A 14,780-nucleotide genomic window follows, 5' to 3' on the forward strand; every position below is an offset into this window, starting at 1 on the left:
GATAATTACTGTACTGCACAGGTAGAGAGATTAATAAGTTTACTGCACAATAACTAAACTCATAAAAATTAACCTAAAGGGTTGCTTTAAAAAATATCAGCACAAGGCATTTCAAAAATTAGCAACAAATAGGTTATCTTATTCAACAGGCGAATTGTTTTTCATCGCCGTCATTTGGTGAAAGAGGAGTTCATGATGAAGACAAGAATCTTTGGTTTTATTCTAATGTTAGGGATGGTTGGGATTCTGGGAGCTTGTCAGCCTAGTACTCAACCCGAAGTTACACCAGCTACTCCCACCCCTGGTGGTGAGCCAACTGACAGTGCTACTCCTACCCCGACACCCGGATCCACTCCATAAAACTTAGCCGGAGAAATCCCGCCCAAAAAGTTAATGATAGTAAAATTTAATACAACAATTAATTTGGGTCTGGGCGAGTACACAGCATCTTATTCCTAACAGGAGTAAAATATCGAGTTAAAATAGTACGTAAAGGACACTGGTAAACATAGATTTATTTGCAACCAAGTGTCCTTACTATGACTTAAGTAAAAACTCTTCAAAATGCCATTTCTATGTGGTTTATGCCTGATTTTTTCTTTATTACTTGATGACCTTGGGTAGGTTATACTATTGTTATCCTTAATCAAGGATAGTGAGTTTTTGCTTTGAAAAAATAGAAATTAACTAGGTAAAATTTACTTTTCTTTTGTAGAAAAAAAGTAGCATTATGTTGCTGCTACAGTTTAGCACATCACACTATTGCCGCAAAGCCCGTCTGGCGCTAGGCTACAAGCAAATTAATTATAAATGCGAAAATCTGACTCCTGGATTGCATATCCTTCGCCTTAGGGCTATGACAGGTTTGAAGACTCTGCCTGTTTTGCTGCCACAAATTGAAGGAAAACGGAGTGTGATTCCTGATTCTACAGAAATTTTAAAGTTTCTGGAAAATTACCAAAAAGAACCATCATTCTTGTTACCTGACTATGAACAGCAGACACAAGCTTGGATGCTAGAGGATTGGTTGGATGAAAGTGTAGGTACGGCCACAAGATTTGTATACTATCAGTTTCGCGCTGGTGAAGGTAAGGAAATTGATCCTTCAGTACTTAGTCAAATTGTCATCTCAGTGGTGCGCCAACAATATGGCATTAACCAGGCTAGTGTGGGATTAGCTAAAAACAGACTTGCTACTGCATTCTCAGAGTTATCTATCCGCTGGGAGAAAAATAATTACTTAGTAGGTAATAGACTAAGTGTAGCAGATATTGCGGCGGCGGCTTTATTGAGTCCCCTAGCACTAATTCCCGAGTATCGTCAAGGATATCCCTGGTTATTTGAACGCCTTGTGCAAGTCCATGAACTGTGTCATGAACCATTACCACCAGGGTTATGAAAAAGAACAGGAAAATATTTTTTTGGGTTTTGACCATCAGCACTACTATTGTGATCTGGTCAACTAGTAATTGGGGGACAAATGTAGTTGCGTTACCACCACCAGACGACATACCAGAAGAAATATTACGGACAGAAATTATCATAGACGCGCGATCGCCTGTTGATGGTAAACCCCTAAATGCTGCCCAATACGCAGAACTGCAAGAACAGCTGCAAGTCAGTCCTCCACCCAAACTAAGTACCAATGTACGGCAAACTGTTTACCTTTTAAAGTTGCGTAAAGCGTTACTGCAAATTTTCCCCTTTTTAGATATTTGACAAATTCAGTTTTATCTGTATGTTTATCTATTACCCCATTATCCTGATTAGACTGATGCGACATTATGATATATGATACCAGTAGTAAAGAAATAGCGAATAAATATAACTAACATTTAGAAGCATAAATTTGGCTAATATACTCATAATCACCATTAAACCTCTGGTTTGATGGGTGGGGAGTAGTTGGATTTTTGTCAATTTTTGTATTTAGGAGTTGCAAAATCGCACCTTTTACAATTTGAGTAACCCCTTGCTCCTTACTTGCTACATATTGATATAACTTATTGAATCTTTGGTCACAGATCCGCAAATTTAATCTAGTCATTTTCATGTTTGTCTATCCAAGGTTGTCACAAGTATGTGATCATTAACTCTAGTAAAGGATGACATAGACAAGTGCAAACAGTATACCAATACAAATTACGTCTAACAAAACAGCCAGCCATTGCAATGCATAGATGTTTACCTATGGTTGGTAATCAATATAACTATTTGTTAGGTGACAGATTTCATTGGTATGAGCAAAATCCTTGTGCTATTGACGTTTGTCAAATCTTCAGCCACTTTCAGGAATTAGCAAAGAATCCCAACTATAAGGGTCAAATCAAAAAAACTTACCTTTTATACCAAGACATTTATTCACGGATTTTACAGAATAATGTAGTGAAAAGATTTAAGGTAACCTGTAACCCTTTTCTCAACAGTGAGAGTAAGGGGAAACTTAGTAACAAAGGAAGATTCAAATCTCGTGACTGTGATCCTACGTTGGGGGATCCACAGATGCAAAATGGCTATTTACAAAGCAATTTGATTAACAGACTAAAACTGAACAATTTTAAGTTAATTTTGCACAATCCTTTACCTGTTGGGTTTAAAATTAAAATACCATCTATAATCAAGAAACCAGTTAAACAATTAGGCAAGCAATATCAAAAACTTGCTGATAAATGCAAAAATTTTTACGTAAAAACAGTTAAAAAACTCCTGTCAAAATATTATTTTGTGCTTTATGAAAACTTGAATGTTAAAGCACTTTCAAAATTTATGCATGATGATGGATGGTTGAATTTACTGTCAATAATAACGATTACAGCCCAAAGTGCAGGTTTGTTGGTAATTTCCGTGAATACTTCCGCTAATTTTCCAGATTGTTATGATTCTGAAGCGAAAATTCGGCAAAAATTCCATGAAAAATGGTATGAATGCCCTAGTTGTGGATGCGGTCTTGACCATAACCACAATACAACAATAAATATAAACAATATGGCGGTGGAGCATGCCGTCTTTAAGGCTCAGTTAACTTCCCCAGCAATGGCTGGAGTCGCTGAGAAGCCCACACTGTATGCGATAGCATCAGTGTAGAAGTACGTCACTTCTAGCTTCGCAAAACCATGCTGTACTCTATAGAGTCAGCGTTGTGAGTAGATCACTCAATTCGTTTATCTTAGATGTAGGTAGCTTCATGTCCATGACCACAATTGTCCCAGAACAAGTTAATCGTATAGTGGGGAATCAGCATCACGATCCCTTTGAAATACTAGGTTCTCATCCTATAGAACAAGATGGCAAAAAAGTCTGGGCTGTGCGAGCCTACCTACCAAATGCAAGTGCAGCATGGGTAGTTCTTCCTGAGCAACGTCAACAACACCCAATGCAGACTGTACATCATCCCCATTTTTTTGAATGTACTATTGAAGTCCCAGAACTGACAAACTACCAGTTACGGATTAAAGAAGGTGAACATGAGCGTGTAATTTATGACCCATATGCTTTCCGTTCTCCTAAATTGACAGACTTTGACTTGCATTTGTTTGCTGAAGGCAATCATCACCGTATATACGAGAAAATGGGAGCACACCCCACAGAGATAAACGGTGTTAAAGGTGTTTACTTTGCCGTGTGGGCTCCTAATGCTCGTAATGTTTCCTTACTGGGAGATTTTAATCTTTGGGATGGGCGTAAACATCAGATGAGGAAAGGCCCCACTGGTGTGTGGGAATTATTTATTCCCGAAATAGGCATCGGAGAGCCTTACAAGTATGAAATTAAAAATTTTGAAGGACATATTTACGAAAAATCAGATCCCTATGGTTTCCAGCAGGAACCTCGTCCGAAAACTGCATCCATTGTCAGTGATTTAAATACTTACACTTGGGCTGACGAAGACTGGATGGAAAAACGTCGTCATACAGATCCTCTCACCCAACCTATTTCGGTATACGAAGTGCATTTAGGTTCTTGGTTACACGCTTCTAGTTCAGAACCTGCTAAATTACCCAGTGGTGAGACTGAACCTGTAGTCGTAGTTTCAGAACTCAAACCAGGGGCACGTTTCCTAACCTACAGAGAATTAGCAGATCGGCTTATCCCCTATGTCAAAGAATTGGGATATACCCATTTAGAACTGCTACCCGTGGCTGAACATCCCTTTGATGGGTCTTGGGGTTATCAAGTAACCGGTTATTATGCCCCTACCTCACGTTTTGGCAGCCCTGAGGATTTTATGTATTTTGTTGACAAATGTCACCAAAACGAAATCGGCGTAATTGTGGATTGGGTTCCGGGTCACTTTCCCAAAGATGGTCATGGTTTAGCTTTCTTTGATGGTACCCACCTTTATGAACACTCGGACTCCCGCAAAGGCGAACATAAAGAATGGGGTACTTTAGTTTTTAACTACAATCGCCATGAAGTGAGGAATTTCCTGGTAGCAAATGCCCTTTTCTGGTTTGATAAGTATCATATTGATGGAATTCGTGTTGATGCTGTGGCTTCCATGCTTTACCTAGACTATTGCCGTAAAGCAGGAGAATGGGTGCCCAACCAATACGGTGGTAGAGAGAACTTGGAAGCAGCTGATTTTCTGCGTCAGGCAAATCACCTCATTTTTAGCTATTTCCCTGGAATTCTCTCAATTGCCGAAGAATCCACCGCTTGGCCTATGGTATCTTGGCCTACTTACACAGGAGGATTAGGCTTTAATTTAAAGTGGAATATGGGCTGGATGCATGATATGCTGGATTACTTCAGTATGGATCCGTGGTTCCGCCAGTTCCATCAAAATAATGTTACTTTTAGCATGTGGTACCACCACAGTGAAAATTTCATGCTGGCTTTGTCCCATGATGAAATTGTACATGGCAAAAGCAACATTATCGGTAAAATGCCTGGTGATAGATGGCAGAAGTTAGCAAATGTGCGATGTTTATTTAGCTATATGTTCGCTCACCCAGGTAAAAAAACCATGTTTATGAGCATGGAATTTGGGCAATGGAGTGAATGGAATGTGTGGGCAGACTTGGAGTGGCAATTGTTGCAGTATGAAGACCACGAAAAATTAAAACAGTTTTTTCAGGATATAAATCATCTTTACCGTTCTGAACCGGCTTTGTATACCCAGGACTTTGCCCAGAGTGGCTTTGAGTGGATTGATTGTAGCGATAACCGTCACAGTGTGGTTTCGTTTATCCGTCGTGACAAGGATTCAAATGATTTCGTTATCGTGGTTTGCAACTTCACACCTCAACCCCATTCTCACTACCGTATTGGTGTGCCTGAACAAGGATTTTACACCGAGTTGTTCAATAGTGATGCCCGTCGCTATGGCGGGAGTAATATGGGCAACTTAGGTGGTAAATGGACTGATAATTGGTCTTTGCACAGTCGTCCTTATTCCCTTGATTTATGTCTACCACCTTTGGGTGTGTTGATGTTGAAGTTGGATAAGGAGAGGACCGCCCAAGTAATGAAATAAATAACGGTCAGGGTGGGATTATCCCCACCCTAATGCACAGGAGGGGCGAGAGGGAGCAGGGGAGTTATCGTCTTCTTGTTGTTCAAAAAAGAATGTAGAGACATTCCAGAGAACATCTCTACAACGGTTCGGGAAGTTGATTTGATCAAAAATTCACCTTAGGCAGCAACACATGATAGCAGTTGAATATTTGAGAAGATGAATTCTTGAGTGGAAATTTTCCCTGCCGCTTCAGTGCGAATCTGGCGACGATTTAAAATGAAGTATTCACCAACTTTTTCATATTCATCTGTAAACTCACTTCTACCACCCTTTTGTTCCCCTGTTTTGGGGTCATTGTATACGGAGTTATAGGTGTGAGATAAATATCCTTCGCCAGTGTTATGACTGCTGAAAGTGTTAATTGTCACAAAAGTACCGTGGATTAAACGGTGGACGTGGCAAACTTCATTGTTGCGGACTTTGTATTTATCGCCTTCAGATTTACCACCTACTAAAATTTCCATTGCACCGCTTTCGTCAGTATTGCCATAGCTGAATGTATTGGCACTGTGGGTATCTTCAAAGCTGCGACGAACACGGTGAATGGCAATTTCCCAAGCCTGACCGTGGATTGCTTTTTTTGCTTGTTCGTCTTCTACGTCCAAGACTTCCGCCTTGAGGTTGGCATCAATAACTACTTTACCTGTAAATACTTGCTGTTCATATTTATATACAATATCTGCTGTATAACCTGGAAAAGACTTGTCCCAAGTGTAGCGATTTTCATAAGCAGCCCGGAATAGTTCCTGAGCAGAAAGTTTTGTAATTGTCATATGCCTCTCCTACCGTGACTGGCTATATTAGCGTTTTATCTTGGTTAATATTAGGATAGAAGTAAATAGAAAGCTTCGCATAGTCCCCAAGTGGGTACACTTATGCCTAATTCTCTTTACACTGTATTTCAAGCGATCGCTAATGTCAGCAACGAGCAGCAACTACGACTGGAGCTCATGGATAAAATTGGTGAGTACTTTGGAGTGCAAAATTGCGGTATCTATTTGATCGATGAACAATCAACTGCGGAAACTAATATTCAGGCTATTCCCGCAGTGTGTATGAAGAATAACCCAGTGGGGCGCTATGTCGTGGAAAGGCACGCTCCCACCCATGAGCAATTAATATTATCCCCAGGGGATTGGAAACATTTCTGTTCGCGTCACGACCATGAACACGTGATGACAGGCCCGATTGTTTGCGATGGTGGTTTGGTAGGGACATTAAATTTAGCCCGCCATCAAGGAACTGAAGCTTTTAATGCTGATGACCTAGCTGACTTGAGTGCTTTATGTATTCATTTATCGGCGAAACTCTCAACTCTCCGAGCGCAACAGCCAAAACTGTCTAATTCCTTGTTAGTCAGTCCTTTAACCCCCCGTGAGTTAGAAATTGCTGAGTTGGTAGCACAGGGGTTAACCAATGCGGAAATTGGTCGTCAACTCTGGATTACTCAAAATTCCGTCAAGCAAGCGCTCAAACGGATGTTTCGTAAGCTTAGTGTTTCAGCTCGTAGTGAGCTGGTGGCAAAATTACATTTGATCTCGCTTAGTTAAACTTGTTCAGTGAGGAACAATTAATAATAGACACTTGGGAAAAAAATGTAAAGACTTTGCATGGAACGTCTCTACAAGGCGCAAGGGGCATATTTGATTTCTGGGGATGTCTAAATTAATTGCCAAATTTAAACATTGTTGGAAGTCACTTAATAACCCTTTGTTGATAGTTCTTGTTCTAGGTTTAGCAGTTGTTCAACTCGTGCTTCTGTAGGTGGATGACTAGAGAATAAATTACCCAGAAACTTACCGGAAATTGGATTAATAATCAATAACGGCTCAAAAGCTGGATTAGCATTTAAAGGTAATTGTCTAGCTGTGGCTTCTAACCTTTTTAGGGCGTTAGCTAAAGCGCGGGGGTTACCAGTTAATCTAGCAGAACCTGCATCGGCGGAAAACTCCCGGGTGCGGGAAATTGCTAGCTGAATAATTGTGGCAGCTACGGGTGCAAATATTACTGTTAACAAAATACCTAAAGGATTTCCACCTCTGTCACTGTCTCGCCCACCACCAAACCATAAACTGTAACTAACCATTTGAGCCAGAAAGGAAATAGCCCCAGCAATAGTGGCAGCAACGGCTTGGGTTAAAGTGTCACGATTAATAATGTGAGTTAATTCGTGAGCAATTACGCCTTCGAGTTCATCTTCCGGCAATATATTCAAAATCCCTTGTGTAACTGCAACAGCTGCGTGTTCTGGATCCCGTCCCGTAGCGAAAGCATTGGCAGTTTGGCTTGGAACAATGTAAATTCCCGGCATGGGAATGTTGGCACGTTGAGACAATTTTTGCACCATGCGGTAAAGCCCCGGTGCTTCGGCTTGACTTACAGGACGAGCGCGGTAAACAGTCAATGCAATCTTGTCTGACTGATACCAAGAAAACAGATTTGTAGCTGCTGCTAAGGCAATTCCTATAATTAAGCCACCAGCACCGCCAATTATCCAATAGCTAATTGCAATCAACAGACCACTAAGGATGGCTAGTAAAGCCACCGTTTTTAATTGATTTGTCATATTTTTGCTCTCCGGCTCATGTCGTATTGGTGTTTTGGAACAACAGCATTACTCACATCGCATTTTAATTGTACTTAGCTAAACTTTGATGTATGGTACAGAAAACCTGTCAAATAAGTACGGTTTTCCCAATCAAAGGGAAAAATATAATTTGGCTACTTCTAGAGAAATTAATTATCTGAAAATTACTAACTATTTTTAATTATTTTAGCAACAAAAAATATTTAAATTAAGAAAATTGTACCAATATTATTATCTGGTATGCTTAAGAAAATCTAGGAGTTTATTTAAAAAAAAAACAAAATAACATTGTAAAGTTAATTAATAATGGTGATGGATCTCGCCAAAACCCCCGTTTCTTAGGCTAATGGCTGCTACTTTTTCCGGTGTGTGCGGAAGGGTAGGGCTTGGGTAAATGTCTAACTTGACTCTTCTGTACCAACTATCTGTGTACAAATTGCACCTCAAGGAGTCATGAAAGTGCTGGCCAGCGTATTGTGGATTTTAATAATGGGCTTTTTTGTCGGTCAAATTGCCCGTCGTTTAGGGGCTCCCCCTTTAATTGGCATGATTTTAGTGGGGATAATTATGAGCCCTCAAATATTTAATCTAGTCAGTCCAGAGATGCTAGGTGCTGCTGATGATTTAAGAACACTGGCAGTGATGATTATTCTCATGAAAGCTGGATTGGGACTAGATAAAGAAAAGTTAGTCCAACAAAGAGGCGTAGCGCTGCGTTTGGGATTTTTGCCAGCTACAACCGAAGCAATGGCTATTGCTTTGGCTGCTATGGTAATTTTTAACTTTGACTTTCTCACCGGGTTACTTTTGGGTTGTATTATTAGCGCTGAATCCCCGGCTGTGATTGTCCCAGGAATGCTCAGGCTAAAAAGTTTAGGCTGGGGGGTTACTAAAGGTATACCCGATGCAATTTTGACTGGTAGCGCTTTGTCTGATGTGTTGCTATTGCTAGTTTTTAGCTTGTTGCTGAGTTTTTTGGGTGGTGGAGGATTGAAGCAGATTATCCTTTTTGACCGTTTCACACTAACTCCTTGGCAACTGCTACCACTGCAAATTACCGTGCCAATTGCACTAGGAGTGGTGTTAGGTTATTTAGCAGCGCGTTTCTTGGTTTTGCTGTTAGTCAAACAAAATTGGACTCAAAACGGCGTTCAAGACACTGTAGTTGCTGCCAGTATCGCCTTATTTTTAGTAATTTCTGCTCATGGATTGCCTTACTTTTCTGGTTATTTAGCAGCAATGAGTATGGGATTTTTTTTAATTGAATTAGATTCACCCCTAGCCCGGAGGTTACGCGGTGGGTTTGATAGTTTGTGGACAGTAGCCGAGATTTTTTTGTTTGTTTTGCTGGGTGCAAATATTCAACTGCAAGTGTTAGCAAAAATTTTCTTACCTGGGATTTTAATTTTGGCTATTGGTTTATTGATTGGTCGGATGGTGGGTTGGCATCTTTCCACATGGGGGAGTAATTGGAATTGGCGGGAAAGATTGTTTTTATTACCAGGAATGAGCGCCAAAGCTACGGTGCAAGCCGCCATTGGTGCAATTCCCCTAGCTCAAGGAATTGCTGGAGGTGAGATAATTTTAGCGATCGCGGCTTTATCAATTTTAATTACGGCACCTTTAGGAGCTTGGGGAACTATGACCTTTGCACCTAAATTATTGACTAGGGGAGAAGTTGACCCCACAAAAGTTACAGTTGCAACTCCTACCTTGTTATTAGCAGCAATTGATACATCCATTTTAGCCACAGCAGTTTTAACCAAAGTTGCAGATTTAGCACGACGCACTAATGCAGAAGTGATAGTTGTGCATGTAGTTAATTTGCCAAATCAACCAGAGATCCAAAAACTAAAGTCACAAGTTCAAGAATTGTTATCGGATATTAGATATAAGTTTATAACTGTCACAGGTGCTGTGCCGGAAGAAATTATTCGCACTGCCCAAGAACATCACGCCACTGCAATTATTATGGGCAAACGCGGTCATCAGACCTGGGCAAAAGTTGTAATTGGTTCAGTGTCTCAATCAGTTTTAGAAGCTAGTCTTATACCTGTAATTTTGGTGGAAAATAGTGTTACCAATTTTGGATAAAATATCAGTTTTAAGCCATGACTCTATCAACTGAATTGTGGGCAGCAAATCAAGATTTAGCCTTAGCTTGTCTCAATCATCCTTTCGTTCAAGGCATCGCTGATGGTACTCTCGAACGAGCTAAATTTGCCGACTATGTGGGGCAAGATGCTTTTTTCTTAGCAGCTTTTGGTCGTGCATATAGTATTGCCGCAGGGAAAGCCCCAGATTGGCAATGTTTTACCACATTTCACGCCTTAGGTGGTGGAGTTTTGGCAGAACTGAAGCTACATGAAAGCTATGCTATCCAGTGGGGGGTTAATTTGGGGACTGTAGAACCTGGAATCGCTACCCGTCGCTATACTGATTTTTTACTAGCTACCGCCTGGAGTGGTGATGTCGGTGTGACTGCTGCGGCTATGTCTCCTTGTATGGGTCTTTATGCTTTTTTGGGACAAGAGTTAGCCCGTGATGGCATTCCTGACCATCAGTATGCCCATTGGATTCAAACTTACAGTGGTGGGGATTTTCAACGCCTGACACAACAATTAGAAAATTTGGTAGAACGTTATGCTACTTCTAGTTCTAGAATTCATTCAATTTATCGTTATGCCATGTTTTGTGAGCAAGACTTTTTTGAAGCTGTTTGGGGAAAATAACTATTGACCCTTGCTCACTTGTGCTGCATCTGCATGAGAAAATTAGGTAATACAATCGCAATACATGCTGTGGCTACGCCACGCAACCTATCGGACGGCAGGGAAGGAAAAAAGATGTCAGAAAATTTCAGAAGCAAAGTTGTCACCCAAGGAGTGCAGCGATCCCCTAATCGGGCTATGCTGCGTGCAGTTGGTTTTCAAGATGAAGATTTTAATAAGGCTATCGTCGGTATTGCTAATGGCTACAGCACTATTACGCCTTGCAATATGGGAATTAATAAGCTGGCACAAAGAGCTGAAATTGGTATAAAAAACGCTGGAGCAATGCCACAGATTTTCGGCACAATTACCATTAGCGATGGTATATCAATGGGAACAGAAGGAATGAAATACTCCTTAGTGTCGCGGGAAGTGATTGCTGATTCCATTGAAACGGCTTGTAATGGTCAAAGTATGGATGGTGTGCTGGCTATTGGTGGCTGTGATAAAAATATGCCAGGGGCAATGCTAGCCATGGCTCGCATGAATATTCCTGCTATTTTTGTTTACGGTGGCACAATTAAACCTGGTAACTACAATGGTAAAGATTTAACCGTCGTCAGTTCCTTTGAAGCGGTGGGTGAATACAGCGCCGGTAAGATTGATGCTGATGAACTTTTAGAAGTGGAACGTCAAGCTTGTCCTGGTGCTGGTTCCTGCGGTGGGATGTATACGGCTAACACCATGTCTTCCGCTTTTGAAGCAATGGGGATGAGCATACCTTATTCCTCCACAATGGCAGCGGAAGACCCAGAAAAAGCCGACAGTACAGAAAAATCAGCCCTTGTTTTGGTGGAAGCTATTCGTAAGCAAATTTTACCTAGGCAAATTATTACCCGTAAATCTATAGAAAATGCCATTTCTGTAATTATGGCCGTGGGAGGTTCCACAAATGCAGTATTGCATTTTTTAGCCATCGCTCGCGCGGCTGGGGTAGAACTAACTTTAGACGACTTTGAAACCATCCGTAGCCGTGTCCCTGTGATTTGTGATTTAAAACCCAGTGGTAGATATGTCGCCACAGACCTGCACAAAGTTGGTGGGATTCCCCAAGTAATGAAGATGTTACTTGTGCATGACTTACTACACGGTGATTGTCTGACCATTAGTGGTCAAACAGTTGCACAAGTCTTGGCAGATATCCCAGCAGAAGCACCTACTGGTCAAGATGTGATTCGACCTTGGGATAACCCGATGTATTCTCAAGGACACTTAGCTATCCTCAAAGGCAATTTAGCCACAGAAGGAGCTGTAGCTAAAATTACTGGAGTTAAAAAGCCGATTATTACCGGACCAGCACGGGTATTTGACTCTGAAGAATCTTGTTTAGAAGCAATCCTGGCAGGGAAAGTTAATGCAGGTGATGTTTTGGTTATTCGTTACGAAGGCCCCAAGGGTGGCCCTGGTATGCGAGAAATGCTTGCTCCCACCTCAGCAATTATTGGGGCTGGGTTAGGTGACGCAGTAGGTTTAATTACTGATGGGCGCTTCTCCGGTGGTACATACGGCATGGTAGTCGGCCACGTAGCTCCAGAAGCAGCAGTTGGTGGTGCGATCGCTCTTGTGGAAGAAGGTGATAGCATCACTATTGATGCCTCGACTCGCCTATTGCAGTTAAACGTATCAGATGAAGAATTAGCCCGCAGGCGTGCTAATTGGCAACCCCGTCCACCTCGTTACACTAAAGGTGTATTGGCTAAATATGCAAAGTTAGTATCTTCTAGCAGTGTTGGAGCTGTGACGGATTTAGACTTATTTAACTAACGTCGCAAAATTCCCCATTCGCCTCCAGGTTGGGGATGAATTGCGAAGGGTGCAAATGTTTGGGTCAAGGAAGAACTAGTAAAAAATCCACAAGTAGTTCTAATACCATTTCTCTATGAAGCTGCACTTAATATCCTAGCTGTTACGGTTACGCAAAGGTGTAAAGGTATTCAATTGTATTAAGTATCTTATTAAAGAGAAGTGGTATGAGAATTTCTTTTGTGACTAATTCTGTAAATAATTGGCTGACTCAACACCCTGGATTTTTGCGGTTTTTTCATATCTTGGCCTGGGCGGCTAGTCACCCGATTGTCACTATAGTGATTTTGCTGTTTGCCATTGCTTTGATTGGGAGCATTATTAAAGTCATTCTCCGCCTGATTGAAACAGCTAGTTGGTCGTTACTCCAAATTCCAGTTAAATTAATTTTGTCTGTGATTAAAGTTAGCTTTGTTTCTTTCACTAAATTTACAGGTTTTGCTCTTCAATCAGTGAAAGATCCTAAGTTAGATAATACACTAAAAATTTTACCTATAAACTCTGAAACTATCGATAACAACAAACATCAGCGATTAGCTCAAATTTCTAAACGTTTAGAAGTCATTCAAGCAGAACAACAACAACTTTTAGCAGAAGCAGCAGACTTAATGGCTAGGGAAAATATTGACCATTCCACTATTCATAGCGCCTTGGCGATAACTGAGGAATAATTTCATCCTCCTTGCCAGCCACAAAATCAGCAAAGCGCCGTGCTAAAGGTGGTATCATTACAAGGGGATTGCTAAAACCCGAAAAAATATAAACTCCTTCACATCCTGGAATAAGACCAATTAAAGGTAGGCGATCGCTACTAAAAGCCACCAAGCAATGATGCAAAGTTCCGGGTAAATGGGCTAATTTTGGTAAGATTTGCTGAATATTTGTTCGTAGCCACTTTTGACTTTTTTCTGGGTTGACCTTGGCGTTAGGATTTGTGAGAACACGGCTAATTTGACCCAAGCGCAAACTACCATCTTGAAACTGAATCGCACCTACATCTAAAATCGGGGGTACTGGTTCAGTATCTGAGTATTGCCATAGTTCATCAATCTTAGTAGATTCTGCTTCTAAGTGAAAACGTTGCAGACTTGCTGGCATGACTAAAGTGCGTAAATTTAATTCAACAGGTGAGGTTTCAATTACCTCTGCATGAGTAAAGTACAACTTGATGTTAATACCAGCCAATTTTAGTAGTTGTCTACTAAATCCACCTGCACAAATCACAACGTTAGCAGTATGGTAGGTGTTAATAGTTGTTTGTACACCTGTCAACTTCATTCCTTTGTGAGAAGATGAAGTTGTTTGTAAATTGAGAACTTGGGCTATTTCCATTGTTCCCCCAGCACGCAGAAAAGCTTGGATATAGCCGTGTGTTGTTTTTGCTGGGTTGATATGACCATGTTTAACAGTTAAAGCTCCGGATATCGCCCTTGGATTCAAGAGTGGTTCCAACTCACACGCCTCATTGATATTGAGTAACCGAGGTGGAATAGCAGCATGACTATATAATGAAGCAGTGGTTTGTGGGTCTTCATCAGCTGCAATAGTCAGTAATAAGTCTAGTTCGCGAAACTCGGTCTCAGCCTCTAATTCAAAGTCAAAATTTTGGTAACGAGAGATGGCCTCTTCACATAGTTGCTGGGTGAGTGGTGTAGTCCCAGACCAATAGGCTAACCCACCATAACTATAGCGAGTAGCATTCTCCGATGTTTGCTGTTGCTCCAACAAAAGTGTACTAAAGCCTGTTTTGGCCAGTTCATAGGCGATGGCAGCACCTGTAATGCCAGCCCCAACCACAATCCAATCATAGTTATTCATGATTTACGCCTATTTTTGCTTGTGATAATCTTGTCATAATACATATATAGGGGTTTCTGAATAAAGGTGAAACCGTGTTCTCTAAACGGTTATCCTCGGGACTAGGCTCTGGGTATGGGAAAAGAGACTTAGGGGCAACCCTAAAAAAAATTTTGCTCAAGCCCTTGACGAAGCGCAATAGAATAGTTATATTAAATAGGTGGCGAGGCAAAAGCCGAAAACACCTGAACCGAGAAAACAAAATACTTTGAAAGCGAAAGAATAACCAATCCTCGTCAAGAAG

The 14,780-nt window shown here is 41.1% G+C and carries 13 protein-coding genes; 9 read left to right on the forward strand and 4 right to left on the reverse strand.

Features of this window, described 5'->3' with window-relative positions; genetic code table 11:
• Positions 1 to 269: 269 nt before the first annotated feature.
• Complete coding sequence (locus NWP25_RS04355; RefSeq protein ID WP_280656743.1) at positions 270 to 443, reverse strand: hypothetical protein; 174 nt, start codon at positions 441 to 443, stop codon at positions 270 to 272.
• 287 nt (positions 444 to 730) lie between these two features.
• On the opposite strand from NWP25_RS04355, the gene NWP25_RS04360 reads away from it, so the two are divergent.
• From NWP25_RS04360 to glgB, 4 genes are all read left to right on the forward strand, one after another.
• Positions 731 to 1,399, forward strand: coding sequence for a glutathione S-transferase family protein (locus tag NWP25_RS04360; RefSeq protein ID WP_280698921.1), 669 nt, complete (start codon positions 731 to 733; stop codon positions 1,397 to 1,399).
• On the forward strand, positions 1,396 to 1,719 hold the full coding sequence (locus tag NWP25_RS04365) for a hypothetical protein (RefSeq protein ID WP_280650879.1): 324 nt from the start codon (positions 1,396 to 1,398) through the stop codon (positions 1,717 to 1,719). Before NWP25_RS04360 ends, NWP25_RS04365 begins: the two co-directional genes overlap by 4 nt.
• A 399-nt stretch (positions 1,720 to 2,118) precedes the next feature.
• A complete protein-coding gene (locus NWP25_RS04370; RefSeq protein WP_280698923.1) occupies positions 2,119 to 3,084 on the forward strand; it encodes a transposase in 966 nt (321 codons plus the stop codon).
• A 100-nt stretch (positions 3,085 to 3,184) separates the two neighbouring features.
• Positions 3,185 to 5,476 (forward strand): 1,4-alpha-glucan branching enzyme, encoded by a 2,292-nt coding sequence (gene glgB / locus NWP25_RS04375; RefSeq protein ID WP_280698927.1) that lies wholly within the window; start codon positions 3,185 to 3,187, stop codon positions 5,474 to 5,476.
• A 158-nt stretch (positions 5,477 to 5,634) separates the two neighbouring features.
• On the opposite strand, the gene NWP25_RS04380 is transcribed toward glgB, so the two are convergent.
• Positions 5,635 to 6,291: a DUF3386 domain-containing protein gene (locus NWP25_RS04380; protein ID WP_280698925.1), complete on the reverse strand. Its 657-nt coding sequence runs from the start codon at positions 6,289 to 6,291 to the stop codon at positions 5,635 to 5,637.
• Between the two features lie 102 nt (positions 6,292 to 6,393).
• Between NWP25_RS04380 and NWP25_RS04385 the strand changes: the two genes are divergently transcribed.
• Positions 6,394 to 7,068 (forward strand): LuxR C-terminal-related transcriptional regulator, encoded by a 675-nt coding sequence (locus NWP25_RS04385; protein WP_280650883.1) that lies wholly within the window; start codon positions 6,394 to 6,396, stop codon positions 7,066 to 7,068.
• 149 nt (positions 7,069 to 7,217) lie between these two features.
• Here the strand turns inward: NWP25_RS04385 and NWP25_RS04390 are convergent, their stop codons facing one another.
• Positions 7,218 to 8,084, reverse strand: a complete 867-nt coding sequence (locus tag NWP25_RS04390) for a M48 family metalloprotease (RefSeq protein ID WP_280650884.1) — start codon at positions 8,082 to 8,084, stop codon at positions 7,218 to 7,220.
• Between the two features lie 480 nt (positions 8,085 to 8,564).
• Here NWP25_RS04390 and NWP25_RS04395 point away from each other — a divergent pair, with 480 nt between their 5' ends.
• From NWP25_RS04395 to NWP25_RS04410, 4 genes are all read left to right on the forward strand, one after another.
• Positions 8,565 to 10,199, forward strand: a complete 1,635-nt coding sequence (locus NWP25_RS04395; RefSeq protein WP_280650885.1) for a cation:proton antiporter — start codon at positions 8,565 to 8,567, stop codon at positions 10,197 to 10,199.
• Positions 10,200 to 10,216: 17 nt separating this feature from the next.
• On the forward strand, positions 10,217 to 10,837 hold the full coding sequence (locus NWP25_RS04400) for a TenA family protein (protein ID WP_280650886.1): 621 nt from the start codon (positions 10,217 to 10,219) through the stop codon (positions 10,835 to 10,837).
• A gap of 114 nt (positions 10,838 to 10,951) precedes the next feature.
• The gene (ilvD, locus tag NWP25_RS04405) at positions 10,952 to 12,640 is read left to right on the forward strand and encodes a dihydroxy-acid dehydratase (protein WP_280650887.1); all 1,689 of its coding nucleotides are present in this window, start codon (positions 10,952 to 10,954) and stop codon (positions 12,638 to 12,640) included.
• Between the two features lie 206 nt (positions 12,641 to 12,846).
• A complete protein-coding gene (locus NWP25_RS04410) occupies positions 12,847 to 13,350 on the forward strand; it encodes a hypothetical protein (protein WP_280650888.1) in 504 nt (167 codons plus the stop codon).
• On the opposite strand, the gene NWP25_RS04415 is transcribed toward NWP25_RS04410, so the two are convergent.
• Positions 13,316 to 14,497 carry an NAD(P)/FAD-dependent oxidoreductase gene (locus tag NWP25_RS04415; protein WP_280650889.1) on the reverse strand — a complete coding sequence of 394 codons (1,182 nt, stop codon included), beginning with the start codon at positions 14,495 to 14,497 and terminating at the stop codon, positions 13,316 to 13,318. The two genes, NWP25_RS04410 and NWP25_RS04415, sit on opposite strands and share 35 nt — an antisense overlap.
• Positions 14,498 to 14,780 lie beyond the last annotated feature (283 nt).

The sequence above is a fragment of the Umezakia ovalisporum Ak1311 genome (assembly GCF_029891685.1).
GTDB classification, from domain to species: Bacteria; Cyanobacteriota; Cyanobacteriia; order Cyanobacteriales; family Nostocaceae; genus Umezakia; species Umezakia ovalisporum.

Bases quoted from the DNA above. Each gene is read 5' to 3' on its own strand.
- NWP25_RS04380 (WP_280698925.1), bottom strand. From the start codon at position 6,291: ATGACAATTACAAAACTTTCTGCTCAGGAACTATTCCGGGCTGCTTAT.
- NWP25_RS04410 (WP_280650888.1), top strand. From the start codon at position 12,847: ATGAGAATTTCTTTTGTGACTAATTCTGTAAATAATTGGCTGACTCAA.
- NWP25_RS04360 (WP_280698921.1), top strand. From the start codon at position 731: ATGTTGCTGCTACAGTTTAGCACATCACACTATTGCCGCAAAGCCCGT.
- NWP25_RS04365 (WP_280650879.1), top strand. From the start codon at position 1,396: ATGAAAAAGAACAGGAAAATATTTTTTTGGGTTTTGACCATCAGCACT.
- glgB (WP_280698927.1), top strand. From the start codon at position 3,185: ATGTCCATGACCACAATTGTCCCAGAACAAGTTAATCGTATAGTGGGG.
- NWP25_RS04400 (WP_280650886.1), top strand. From the start codon at position 10,217: ATGACTCTATCAACTGAATTGTGGGCAGCAAATCAAGATTTAGCCTTA.
- NWP25_RS04385 (WP_280650883.1), top strand. From the start codon at position 6,394: ATGCCTAATTCTCTTTACACTGTATTTCAAGCGATCGCTAATGTCAGC.
- NWP25_RS04390 (WP_280650884.1), bottom strand. From the start codon at position 8,084: ATGACAAATCAATTAAAAACGGTGGCTTTACTAGCCATCCTTAGTGGT.
- NWP25_RS04415 (WP_280650889.1), bottom strand. From the start codon at position 14,497: ATGAATAACTATGATTGGATTGTGGTTGGGGCTGGCATTACAGGTGCT.
- ilvD (WP_280650887.1), top strand. From the start codon at position 10,952: ATGTCAGAAAATTTCAGAAGCAAAGTTGTCACCCAAGGAGTGCAGCGA.